We start from the raw sequence: 12725 nt of genomic DNA on the forward strand, positions 1-12725 counted from the left end.
CTTGTTTTTAGGCAGCAAATATTTTGAAGAGAATTCTTGAATTAAGAATGCTGAGCTTTAAAAGCTTTTAATTTCTCTGTTAATTGAGGTACAATTTCAAAAGCATCACCAACGATTCCGTAATCAGCAACTTTAAAGAAAGGAGCTTCAGGATCGTTATTGATAACCACTTTTACTTTTGATGAGTTAATACCAGCAATATGCTGAATTGCTCCAGAAATACCTACCGCAATATATAAATTAGTTGCAACTGGTTTTCCTGTTTGTCCAACGTGCTCGCTGTGAGGTCTCCAGCCTAAATCTGAAACTGGTTTAGAACATGCAGTTGCAGCTCCCAAAACAGCAGCAAGATCTTCGATTAATCCCCAGTTTTCTGGACCTTTCAATCCGCGTCCGCCAGAAACTACGATATCAGCATCAGCAATAGAAACTTTTCCAGTAACTTTTTCAACAGATTCTACTTTCACTCCAAAGTCATTTTCTCCAATTGATGGATTAAAATCTTCTTCAGATGCAGATCCTGCGCTTTCAAAAATTCCGTAAGAGTTTTTAGCTAAACCAAGAACTTTTACATCTGTATCGATTTGAGTAATGTTGAAAGCTTTGTTTGAGAACGCATTTCTTTTTACTTGGAAAGGAGAGGTGCTAACTGGCAATCCTACAACATTTGATGCAAAACCAGCATTTAAAGCTACTGCAACCAATGATGAAAGATAAATACTATCTGTTGTAGAAGAAAGTAAAACTACTTTTGTTCCTTCTTTTTCAGCAGCTTGCTTAATTACATCGGCATAAGCTTTAGCAGTAAAACCAGCTAATTTATCGTTATTCACTTTTAAAACTTTATCAACTCCGTATTTGCCTAATTCGCTTACGTCGTTAATATTTACAGTCAAAGCTGTAACAGTTGTTCCTAAACTTTCGGCTACTTTTTTTGCATAAGAAGCTAATTCGAATGCAACTTTCTTAAATTTTCCTTCTGCAGATTCTGCATATATTAATATTGACATGATTTTTTTGTTTAGAGGTTATGAGTTTCAAGTTTCAAGTTTCAAGTTGATAAACTGAAAGCTGAAAACCGAGACTGAAAACTGATTACTAGATTACCTTCGCTTCGTTGTGTAATAAATTGATTAACTCATCTAAATTATCAGGAGAAATTAGTTTTACTGCTGATTTTGGAGCTGGTTTTTCAAATTTCACTGCTTTTGTATTTACTGGAGCATCAACTGGTTCTAAAATAGTTAAAGCTTTAGTTCTTGCTGTCATAATTCCTCTCATGTTCGGAATACGCAAATCTTTTTCTTCAACAAGACCTTTTTGACCTCCAATAATTAAAGGTAGAGTAGTGCTTACTGTTTCTTTACCACCATCGATTTCACGAACAGCTTTTACATTGTTTCCGTCAACTGTAAGAGCTGTACAAGAATTTAAAAAGTTAGAACCTAAAATTCCAGCGATCATTCCAGGAACCATTCCGCCATTATAATCAAGAGATTCTTTTCCTGCAATTACAAGATCGTAACCGCCGTTTTTAATTACTTCTGCTAATTGTTTAGCAACAAAAAAACCATCAGTAGGATTCGCGTTAACACGAATTGCTTCGTTTGCACCAATTGCCAAAGCTTTACGTAATGTTGGTTCAGTATCAGGACCTCCGACATTTACTACAGTTACATTTGCACCTTGTTGTTCTTGAAACCAAATTGCACGTGTAAGCCCAAATTCGTCGTTAGGATTAATAACATATTGTACGCCGGCTGTATCAAATTCTGAATCGCCGTTAGTAAAGTTAATTTTTGAAGTAGTATCAGGCACATGGCTGATGCAAACTAGTATTTTCATAAGTATATATTTTGAATTTATAATATGCTTTTACAAATTTAGAATTTAATTTGGAATAATTATACTATGCACGCATAATATTTTTTAAAACTATTACGATTTCGCAGATTCTATAGTTTGAGATGATTTTTATCGGAATCTAAAAATAAAAAATCAATCATTTTACCTGATTATTAGTAATTTTATAATATCGTACAAATTTGCGCTGTAAAAAAAATTGTGTTAAAAATACTAAACTTCGAATATTTACGTTTTGATGAATGAATTTCAGAGAAACAAAGAATTAAACAAATAGATTAAAGTTTGTCTAAAAAATATTTCCAGTAAATTAAGTGTGAATTTTACGTTATTATATCGATTTCGTAAATATCACAATTAACTTTAAAAAGTTAAAAGCTAAAGAGAGAAAGAACTTCATGCGATTTTAAATTCAATTTATGCTTTTAAGTTATTTAAAATATTTATTTTTGCTCTTCAGAAAATTCAACATACAATATAAATATGAGAACAATACAATTTAGAGAGGCCATTTGCGAAGCGATGAGTGAAGAAATGCGTCACGATGAATCCATATATTTAATGGGCGAAGAAGTTGCAGAATACAACGGAGCATATAAAGCTTCAAAAGGAATGCTTGCGGAGTTTGGCGAAAAAAGAGTTATTGATACTCCAATTGCTGAGCTTGGTTTTACAGGAATTGCAGTAGGTTCTGCAATGAACGGAAATCGTCCTATTGTAGAATATATGACATTCAACTTCTGTTTAGTTGGTATTGATCAAATCATAAATAATGCTGCTAAAATGCGTCAAATGACTGGGGGACAATTTAATGTGCCAATCGTTTTCCGCGGACCAACAGCTTCTGCTGGTCAATTAGGAGCTACACACTCGCAAGCTTTAGAAAACTGGTTTGCTAACACTCCAGGTCTTAAAGTTGTTGTTCCTTCAACTCCTTACGATGCGAAAGGACTTTTAAAATCTGCAATTCGCGATAATGATCCCGTAATTTTCATGGAATCTGAGCAAATGTATGGTGACAAAGGTGAAGTGCCAGACGGAGAATACACAATTCCATTAGGAGTTGCTGATATTAAGCGTGAAGGAACAGATGTAACTATTGTTTCTTTCGGAAAAATTATCAAAGAAGCTTTTATTGCTGCTGATGAATTAGCTAAAGAAGGAATCTCTTGTGAGATTATCGATTTAAGAACAGTTCGTCCTATGGATAAAGATGCAATCCTTAAATCTGTTAAAAAAACAAATCGTTTAGTAATTCTTGAAGAAGCTTGGCCATTTGCAAGTATTTCTTCTGAAATTACATATATCGTTCAAGAACAAGCATTCGACTTCCTTGATGCGCCAATTCAACGTATTACAACAGCAGACACTCCTGCACCTTACTCTCCAGTACTGTTAAAAGACTGGTTGCCAAACGCAGGTGATGTAGTAAAAGCAGTTAAAAAAGTATTATACAAATAATACATATTTAAAATACTCACAAAACTTCATCATTCATAGTTAATTGATGAAGTTTTTTTTTGCCCAGATTATGAAAAGAATAATTTTACTCAGCCTATTTTTTGTAATCGCATTTGCGACTATTGCTACTGCACAAACGAAAGTGAGTGGAATTGTTTTGGACAAATCTAATCAGCCGATACCTTTTGCAAATGTTGTTTTTAAAGGTTCAAATACTGGAATCGTTTCTAATGAAGACGGTCGTTTTTATTTAGAATCTCCAAATACTTATACAGCTTTATTAGTTACCTCGGCAGGATTTTCAGATAAAGAAGTTCCACTAGAAAAAGCAGTTAATTATAATTTTAAAATTGTTTTAGGCGAAGCCGAAGCACTTAATGAAGTTGTAATTTATACTGGTAAAACCTCCAAAAAGAATAATCCAGCGCTTGATATTTTGAGAAAAATATGGGAAAGAAAACGTAAAAACGGACTTTACCAATTTAATCAATATCAAATGCAGAAGTATGAAAAAGTAGAGTTTGATATGAATACTATTGATAGCGCATTCATGAAAAACAAACTTTTCAAGGGAATGGAGTTTATCTTTAATCATGTTGATACTTCGGATGTTACCGGAAAAACTTATCTGCCAATTTTTATCAACGAATCAGTTTATGATGTTTACGGAGATAATAAACTAAAGAAAGTAAAAGAAAACCTAACTGGAAATAAAATGTCTGGTTTTAATGGAAATCAGCAGATTTTATCATTTGTAAAAGACCTTTATTCCGATTATAATATTTACGATAATCATCTTAAATTTTTTGATAAAAGCTTCACAAGTCCGCTTTCGCGAACAGGAATTGATGTTTACAATTATGTCTTAAAAGACAGTGCGTATATTGATAAAAAATGGTGTTACAACATTGTTTTCTATCCAAGACGTAAAAACGAATTGACTTTTAAAGGTGATTTCTGGGTAAACGATACGACTTTTGCGATCAAAAAAATTAATATGGGTGTAACAAAAAGCGCCAATATTAACTGGGTAAAAGATATTTATATCGAGCAGGAGTTTGAAGTACAAAACGATTCTGTTTTTCTTCTAACCCGTGATTATATGATGTCTGATTTTGCTTTAAATAAAAAAGAAAAATCAAAAGGAGTTTATGGAAAACGAACGACATTGTATCGTAATCATAAATTTAATATTCAAAAACCAGAGAAATTCTATAAAGAAGAAGTCAATTTTATTGACAATGCAGTCTATGAACGACCGCCTGAATTCTGGGAAGAAAATCGTTTTGAAAAATTAAATAAAGACGAAGCAGGCGTTTATAAAATGCTTGATACATTGCAGACCGTTAAGCGATTTAAACAGTTGTATAATCTCGTCTCCATCTTGGGAAGCGGTTACGTCGAATTTAAGAATTTCGATTACGGACCTATTTATTCAACCTTTGGTTATAATGAAGTTGAAGGTTTAAGATTAAGGGTAGGAGGAAGAACTTATTTCGGACCAAATGACCCTTGGCGTATACAAGCTTACACAGCATACGGATTTGATGATAATAAATTCAAATACGGACTTTCAGGAAAATGGATGGTTGATAAGAAAAACCGAGTTATTATTTCTGGAGGAAACAGGCGCGACATCGAGCAAATTGGAGCCAGCTTAACCACAACAAATGATGTCTTAGGGCGAAGTTTTGCGTCTTCTGCTTTATTTACAACAGGAAGTAACGGAAAGCTGACCAATATAAACCTGAGCAATGTTTCTGTTGAAATGGAAGCCAAGAAGAACTTTATTGTTTCGGCTGGATTCTCATATCGAACATTAGAATCGGCTTCGAAAACTTTTAGTTTAGATTATTATACGACATTGCCAACTGCAGCAAATCCGATGGGAGTTGTTAAAAGTGACGTAAAACAATCCGAAGCCAATATTCAATTTGAATATATGCCGAACCGAAAAACGATTGGTTACGGAGTAGAAAGAGATTTAGTAGACAGTCCTTTTAGTCATTTCTTTGTAAACTTTAGTTACGGTCTTAAAGGAGTTATGGATAGTGATTTTGCGTATGAAAAAATTCAGATTTTCTATAAACAGCCTATTATTATCGGACCATTAGGAAGATCAAATATTATAGTAGAAACGGGAAAAACCTTTGGAACAATTCCGTTAGGATTGATGAGCGTAATTCCAGGTAACCAAACTTATTTTACGATAGAAAATACGTTTAGTAATTTGAATTTCTACGAATTTGTTACAGATCAATACACAACCTTACAATGGAATCATGATTTTGGAGGAAGATTATTTGCTAGAATTCCATTCATGAGAAAATTAAATTGGAGAGAATTTATAGGAGTTAGAGCCGTTCATGGAACTATTTCTGATGCTAATCGCGCCATTAATGCTTCTGGATTGCCTTATAATGCTCCTGAAAAAGTATACTGGGAATACAACGCCGGAATTGGAAATATCTTTAAAGTTTTCAGACTTGATTTTTCGTGGAGAGGAAATTATTTAGATATGCCAGATGCTCATAAATTTGCTATAAAAGGATCTTTCGGATTCTATTTTTAAGTTTTTAGATGAGGTTCACAGGTACAAAGTTACAAAGTCGCAAAGGTTTAAATCTTTGCGGCTTTTTTGTTTGACACTGATTTTGCAGATTTGTAATTTCTGCTAAATTTAAAAATCTGTTTAAATCTGCAAAATCTGCGTGAAAAAACTTTATACCTGCGAAATTCTTTTTTCTTTAATTTTGAATAGACTTAAATCAAAACCATGCAGGAAGCCATCGATTTTCTAATCAATAAAAATCCAATATTTCGAGAGATAATCGAGAAGTATGGACTTCCGGCAATTCCGAAACGACCTCAGGGATTTGAGACTTTGGTTTTATTAATCCTCGAACAGCAGGTTTCCATAGATTCGGCGAAAGCCACATTCTTAAAAATTAAAGCATATACTACTTGTAATCCAGAAACTATGGCTGTCCTTTCTGATGAAGAATATAGAAATCTTGGTGTCAGCCGTCAGAAAACAAAATACATTAAGATTTTAGCGGAAGCAATTTTAAATAAAGAATTAGATGTTGAAAGTTTGGCTTCAAAATCGGCAAAGCAAGTTCGCGAAGAGCTTATAAAACTAAAAGGCATCGGAAACTGGACAATAGATATTTATTTAATGTTCTGTCTTCAAGAGCCAGATTTGATTCCGTTAGGAGATATTGCAGTAGTAAATACCATTAAAGAATTGTTGAATATACACGATAAACAAGAAATGGAAATTCATGCCGAACAATGGAGTCCTTATCGATCGTATGCAACCTATTTGCTCTGGCATTACTACCTAAATAAGCGAAACAGAAAAATTACCTATTAAATGCTTGTTTTTTAAACTCTAATGAGGATAATTTAACCTTGTTTTTTATTGTAAAACTGGATTCTTTAGTTATTTTTGCAACCGAAATTATAGAAACAATAAAAAACGAAAATGACCGCAGACAAATTAACGACTTTCGATGTATTAATCGAAATACCAAGAGGAAGCAGAAATAAATACGAGTACGATTTTGAAATTAAAAGAATGCGTTTCGACAGAATGTTATTCTCTTCAATGATGTATCCAGCAGATTACGGATTTATTCCGGAAACTTTAGCTTTAGACGGTGATCCTCTTGATGTATTAGTTTTGGTAAACGAACCAACTTTTCCTGGATGTGTTATGGAAGTTAAGCCAATTGGTGTTTTCCATATGGCAGATGATAAAGGACCAGATGAAAAAATTATTTGTGTACCAGTTTCAGATCCAATCTGGAATTCATTAACAGATTTATCAGACATCAACCCTCACTTAGTAAAAGAAATTGAGCATTTCTTCCAAGTTTACAAAGATCTTGAAAACAAGAAAGTAGATGTTGAAGGATGGGGAGACGTGAACGAAGCATTTGAAATTATTGCTGAGTGTACAAAACGTTTTAACGATATTGAAAATAAACCAGAGGGATTATTTAGTATTAAATAATTTAAGGTTGTATATTTTATAAAAAAAGCAATACTCCGTCAGGAGTATTGCTTTTTTGTTTAAATTCGTTTCAGTTAGATTGTTGACTATTAACCAAAACCATTAAAAATTATGAATGCATTTATGATTTACCTGCCAATTATTATGGCAGTTTTAGGATTACTTTTCATGGGAATAAAAAGGACTTGGGTTTTAAAACAAGATGCTGGAGATGGCAAGATGAAAGAGATTTCAGATTACATCTACGAAGGAGCCTTAGCCTTCCTAAAAGCCGAATATAAACTATTAACCATATTTGTAATTATTGCCAGTTTAGCCTTGGCAGGAATTACTTTTATTCCGGGTGTAAAAACACATTTATTAATCGTAATTGCATTTATTTTTGGAGCATTATTTTCGGCTTATGCAGGAAATATTGGAATGAAAATAGCAACTAAAACAAATGTTAGAACTACTCAAGCTGCGCGTACAAGTCTTCCACAAGCCTTAAAGGTTTCTTTTGGAGGCGGAACCGTAATGGGTTTAGGCGTTGCAGGTTTAGCCGTTTTAGGTTTAACAGCTTTTTTTATCATTTTCTTTAATCTTTTTTCTGACGGAGTTTGGAAAGACACCGAAACAATGACAGTTGTTTTAGAAACATTAGCTGGATTTTCACTTGGTGCAGAATCAATCGCTTTGTTTGCCAGAGTTGGAGGCGGAATCTATACCAAAGCAGCAGATGTTGGTGCCGATTTAGTTGGTAAGGTTGAAGCGGGAATTCCAGAAGACGATCCACGTAATCCTGCAACAATTGCTGATAACGTGGGAGATAATGTTGGAGACGTTGCCGGAATGGGAGCCGATTTATTTGGGTCGTATGTAGCAACAGTTCTTGCCGCAATGGTACTAGGGAATTATGTGATCAAAGATATGGGCGGAAGTATCAATGATGCTTTTGGGGGAATTGGTCCAATTTTGCTTCCAATGGCAATTGCTGGTTTCGGAATTATATTCTCAATTATTGGGACACTTTTAGTAAAAATTTCAGATGACAATGCAAAAGAAGCACAAGTGCAGAAAGCATTAAATATAGGAAACTGGGTTTCGATAGCTTTAACTGCTGTTGCGTGTTTCTTTTTAGTACAATATATGCTTCCGGAAACGATGCAGATGAGTTTTTTTGGTGAAGGATCAAAAGCGATTTCATCATTGCGAGTTTTCTATGCTACTTTGGTAGGATTAGTTGTTGGCGGTGCTATTTCATCTGTAACAGAATATTATACAGGATTAGGAACAAAACCAGTTTTGGCTATTGTTCAAAAATCATCCACAGGGGCGGGAACAAACGTAATTGCTGGTTTGGCAACTGGAATGATTTCGACTTTTCCAACCGTATTATTGTTCGCTGGAGCAATTTGGATTTCTTATGCTTTGGCAGGATTTTATGGAGTGGCTTTGGCAGCATCAGCTATGATGGCAACTACAGCAATGCAATTAGCAATTGATGCTTTCGGGCCAATTTCTGATAATGCTGGAGGAATCGCAGAAATGAGCGAATTACCAAAAGAAGTTCGTACGAGAACTGATATTTTAGATTCTGTTGGAAATACAACAGCCGCAACTGGAAAAGGTTTTGCAATTGCTTCTGCAGCTTTAACTTCACTAGCATTATTCGCAGCTTATGTAACTTTTACAGGAATTGACGGAATTAATATTTTTAAAGCACCCGTTTTAGCGATGTTATTTGTCGGCGGAATGATTCCGGTGGTTTTCTCCGCTTTGGCGATGAATTCTGTTGGAAAAGCTGCGATGGATATGGTATACGAAGTGCGCCGCCAGTTCAAAGAAATTCCTGGAATTATGGAAGGAACTGGAAAACCAGAGTATGGGAAATGCGTTGAGATTTCTACAAAAGCAGCTTTACGCGAAATGATGCTTCCTGGGATTTTGACAATTGGTTTTCCAATTCTAATTGTCTTGATTGGAAAATTAGTTTACGGAGATAACAACCAGCTAATTGCAGAAATGTTAGGTGGATATATGGCTGGAGTTACCGTTTCTGGAGTTCTTTGGGCAGTTTTTCAAAACAATGCTGGAGGAGCTTGGGATAATGCTAAAAAATCTTTTGAAGCAGGAGTTATGATTAATGGCGAAATGACGTATAAAGGCTCTGATGCACATAAAGCAGCAGTTACTGGAGATACAGTTGGAGATCCATTTAAAGATACTTCTGGACCATCAATGAATATTTTAATTAAGTTAACCTGTTTGATTGGATTGGTAATTGCACCAATTTTGGGAGAAGGACATTCTCCATCAGATATAGCAGCTTCAGCTTCTTGCTGTGCAAAAACTGAAATGCATGGAGGAGTTTCTAAATGTGGAGACATGTCTGGAATGACAAAAGAAGAATGTATTAAAATGTGCAAAGAAAAAGGCTGTTCTCCAGAAGAAACGGCTAAATGTTTAGCGCATTTTGATGCAAGCGGAAAATACTCTGATGCTGGTTATGAGAGAAAATCGGTTCGCGTTGAGGTTAAAAATATAAATGGAAAAACGACTGGAACTGTTACTAAAAAAGAAAATGGTAAAACAACTACAGAAGTTTACGAAGGAACAGAAGAAGAAGTGCAGGCAAAAATTAACGCTGCACAATAAAAAATGATACTCACTATCCTAACAGGTTTCCAAAACCTGTTAGGTATCTATCTAGTTAAATGCTGAGAATAAAAAATACCTAACAGGTTTTGGAAACCTGTTAGGATCATAATTAACAGAAAAGCCTCTAAAAAATATTATTTAGAGGCTCCTTTTATTTCGTGTAAATCTGTGTAATTCGTGTTTAAAACAACCCGTTCAATTCAGCATCAATTCTATTAATGATGTTTCCCAAATCTTCTGGATTATCAACAAAATTAATATTATCAACATCAATAATTAATAATTTTCCTTTGGTATAAGTCTGAATCCAGGCTTCATATCTTTCGTTCAAACGGCTTAAATAATCAATAGAAATTGAGTTTTCGTACTCACGTCCGCGTTTATGGATCTGCCCAACCAAATTCGGAATAGAACTTCTTAAATAAATCAACAAATCTGGAGCTTTAACCAAAGATTCCATTAATTCAAACAAAGAAGTGTAATTTTCAAAATCACGGCTTGTCATCAAACCCATTGCATATAAGTTCGGAGCAAAAATATGTGCATCTTCATAAATCGTTCTGTCTTGAATGATTTTTTTCCCGCTTTCGCGAATTTGCTGCACTTGACGAAAACGGCTGTTCAAGAAATAAATCTGAAGATTAAATGACCAGCGTTCCATCTGATGATAGAAATCATCTAAATACGGATTATCAACTACATCTTCATAATGAGGTTCCCATTTAAAATGTTTCGCTAATAATTTGGTCAAAGTAGTTTTTCCTGCGCCTATGTTTCCTGCTATTGCTATGTGCATTACGGTGTTACGATTTTATAATTTGATATATCTGTAGATGTAAAAATAGATAAAATTTGGTCTTTGTAATAAAAATTGGTAAAGGTTTTTTCTAAAATTTTAATCTCAGAAATTACATCAGGATTTGCTTTGTTAATCCCTTTAAAATAAAGTAAGCTATCTCTGCTGAAGATATATTGTGAAGGATTTATTATTTCAATTTTATCAAAGTCTTGTATTTTGCCCAATGAAGTAATTTTTCCAAAAATGTCACAAGAAAACCAGTTGTTATTTTTATCGATCCAATAGAAAGTATTAAAATCAGTTTGATAATATTTGATTGGTTCAGTCAGCGGAATTGAAACTGTTTTATATTCATTTTTTAAATAATCAAAAAGACCAATCTGCTGATTTAAAGTGTTGTAAATCCATAATTGATTTTGAGTAGACATCCCGATTCCGGCAACTACAATAGGCGTTGAATTTTGCGAAAAATTAATTTCTGTCATTTTATTCAATTGATTATCCAATAAAACGACGCTATTAAAGTCTTCATAAAACAAAACTATTTTCAGCGGATTTTGTAAATCGACTTTTGTAATTTTTCCCAGAGAAACATTTTTATATTCAAATATCTCTTTCCCTTTAATTTTACTAAAAACATTATTTGTTATCTGATAAGAATAACCAAAAGAATCGTATCCTAAAAATTGTTCAGCTTCATTTTTATAATGAGAAATTAATTTCGGATTTATGCTGGCTTCCTGAGCAGTCAATGCATTAAAAGTGCAGAAAAGAAATAAAAAATATACAAGTTTTTGCACAGTTTCACGCATTAGAAATAAATTTACAAGAGTGCAAATTACAAAAATCCCTCATTAGAAGTTCAATTTTAGCATTTAAACCTTTTTTAATTCTAATAGTCTAAAAAATAAGGGCTTCTGTCTATGCCGTGCGGCTATTAATATATTTAATTTTTAGTACTTTTAAATTAATAATACATTTGATTGTAAGTTTCTCGGATTTACTCACTTTTAAAGAAAATGAAATGAAGAAAATATTTTTTTATATGACATTGATACTTGTTGGTACACAAATTCAAGCTCAAAAAGATTTTCAGGGAATGGCAGTTTATGAGTCAAAAACTCAAGCGCCAAAGTTTGAAGGAATGCGCGGAAACAGAGACATTACGCCAGAGATGCAAAAGAATATGGAAGAGCGTATGAAAAAAATGCTTGAGAAAACATTTATTCTAAACTTCGATAAATCGGCATCAATTTATAAAGAGGAGGAAAAATTAGAAGCTCCTGGACAGCAAGGCGGTATGCGTATTATGATGAACTCTTTCATGGGAGGCGGAGGCACTTTCTACAAAGACGTGAAAACAAAATCGTATACCGTTGATAAAGAATTTATGGGAAAAGAATTTTTAGTTGTCGATTCGCTGCCGAAATTAAACTGGAAGCTAGAGCAGGAAACCAAACAAATTGGCGGTTACAATTGTTTTAAAGCAACAGCAGTAAAAGAAGCAAGTAAAACCGATTTTAGAAACTTCCGACCTAAAAATAATGATGATAAAAAAGAAGAACCAAAGAAGACTTCTGGAGACACAAAAACCAATTTTGAGGATAACTTTGAGATGCCAAAAGAAATTGTTGTAACGGCTTGGTATACACCAGAGATTCCTGTAAACCAAGGACCAGAGAATTATTGGGGACTTCCGGGTTTGATTTTGGAAGTAAATGATGGAAGAACAACTATTTTATGTTCTAAAATTGTTTTGAATGCAAAGGATAAAGTAGAAATAAAACCTTCTAAAAAAGGGAAAGTAATTTCTCAAAAAGATTACGACGAAACAGTAATTAAAAAAATGGAAGAATTTAGAGAAATGAACCGTGGTCGCGCCGGCGGGCCACCTCCAATGGGAAGATAAATTTCTGGCATTTATTATTTATTCTAAGTATTCTT

10 protein-coding genes are annotated in these 12725 nt (G+C 33.8%); 6 read left to right on the plus strand and 4 right to left on the minus strand.

The genetic code is table 11. From position 1 onward, the window contains the following. Positions 1-41 precede the first annotated feature (41 nt). Together QMG60_RS06750 and QMG60_RS06755 are read right to left on the minus strand one after the other, a co-directional pair. A complete protein-coding gene (locus tag QMG60_RS06750) occupies positions 42-1010 on the minus strand; it encodes an electron transfer flavoprotein subunit alpha/FixB family protein (RefSeq protein ID WP_281867278.1) in 969 nt (322 codons plus the stop codon). A gap of 88 nt (positions 1011-1098) precedes the next feature. Then, positions 1099-1845, minus strand: coding sequence for an electron transfer flavoprotein subunit beta/FixA family protein (locus tag QMG60_RS06755; RefSeq protein WP_134139190.1), 747 nt, complete (start codon positions 1843-1845; stop codon positions 1099-1101). 501 nt (positions 1846-2346) lie between these two features. On the opposite strand from QMG60_RS06755, the gene QMG60_RS06760 reads away from it, so the two are divergent. The 5 genes from QMG60_RS06760 to QMG60_RS06780 all read left to right on the plus strand — a co-directional run bounded on the left by QMG60_RS06760 (position 2347) and on the right by QMG60_RS06780 (position 9979). Then, positions 2347-3324: a pyruvate dehydrogenase complex E1 component subunit beta gene (locus QMG60_RS06760; RefSeq protein WP_071636151.1), complete on the plus strand. Its 978-nt coding sequence runs from the start codon at positions 2347-2349 to the stop codon at positions 3322-3324. 70 nt (positions 3325-3394) lie between these two features. Beyond that, complete coding sequence (locus QMG60_RS06765) at positions 3395-5896, plus strand: DUF5686 family protein (RefSeq protein WP_134139191.1); 2502 nt, start codon at positions 3395-3397, stop codon at positions 5894-5896. Positions 5897-6100: 204 nt separating this feature from the next. Beyond that, the gene (locus QMG60_RS06770) at positions 6101-6700 is read left to right on the plus strand and encodes a DNA-3-methyladenine glycosylase 2 family protein (RefSeq protein WP_281867279.1); all 600 of its coding nucleotides are present in this window, start codon (positions 6101-6103) and stop codon (positions 6698-6700) included. Positions 6701-6811: 111 nt separating this feature from the next. Continuing rightward, the gene (locus QMG60_RS06775) at positions 6812-7342 is read left to right on the plus strand and encodes an inorganic diphosphatase (RefSeq protein ID WP_057117592.1); all 531 of its coding nucleotides are present in this window, start codon (positions 6812-6814) and stop codon (positions 7340-7342) included. A gap of 111 nt (positions 7343-7453) precedes the next feature. After that, positions 7454-9979, plus strand: a complete 2526-nt coding sequence (locus QMG60_RS06780) for a sodium-translocating pyrophosphatase (protein ID WP_057117591.1) — start codon at positions 7454-7456, stop codon at positions 9977-9979. 184 nt (positions 9980-10163) lie between these two features. On the opposite strand, the gene QMG60_RS06785 is transcribed toward QMG60_RS06780, so the two are convergent. Beyond that, positions 10164-10778 (minus strand): deoxynucleoside kinase, encoded by a 615-nt coding sequence (locus tag QMG60_RS06785; protein WP_057117590.1) that lies wholly within the window; start codon positions 10776-10778, stop codon positions 10164-10166. Then, complete coding sequence (locus tag QMG60_RS06790; protein WP_281867280.1) at positions 10778-11593, minus strand: hypothetical protein; 816 nt, start codon at positions 11591-11593, stop codon at positions 10778-10780. The genes QMG60_RS06785 and QMG60_RS06790 overlap by 1 nt, the downstream gene beginning before the upstream one ends. A gap of 212 nt (positions 11594-11805) precedes the next feature. On the opposite strand from QMG60_RS06790, the gene QMG60_RS06795 reads away from it, so the two are divergent. Then, positions 11806-12690, plus strand: coding sequence for a GLPGLI family protein (locus tag QMG60_RS06795; RefSeq protein WP_281867281.1), 885 nt, complete (start codon positions 11806-11808; stop codon positions 12688-12690). The last annotated feature ends 35 nt before the right edge of the window (positions 12691-12725 follow it).

The organism is Flavobacterium sp. GSB-24, from assembly GCF_027924665.1.
In the GTDB taxonomy this organism is placed as follows: Bacteria; Bacteroidota; Bacteroidia; order Flavobacteriales; family Flavobacteriaceae; genus Flavobacterium.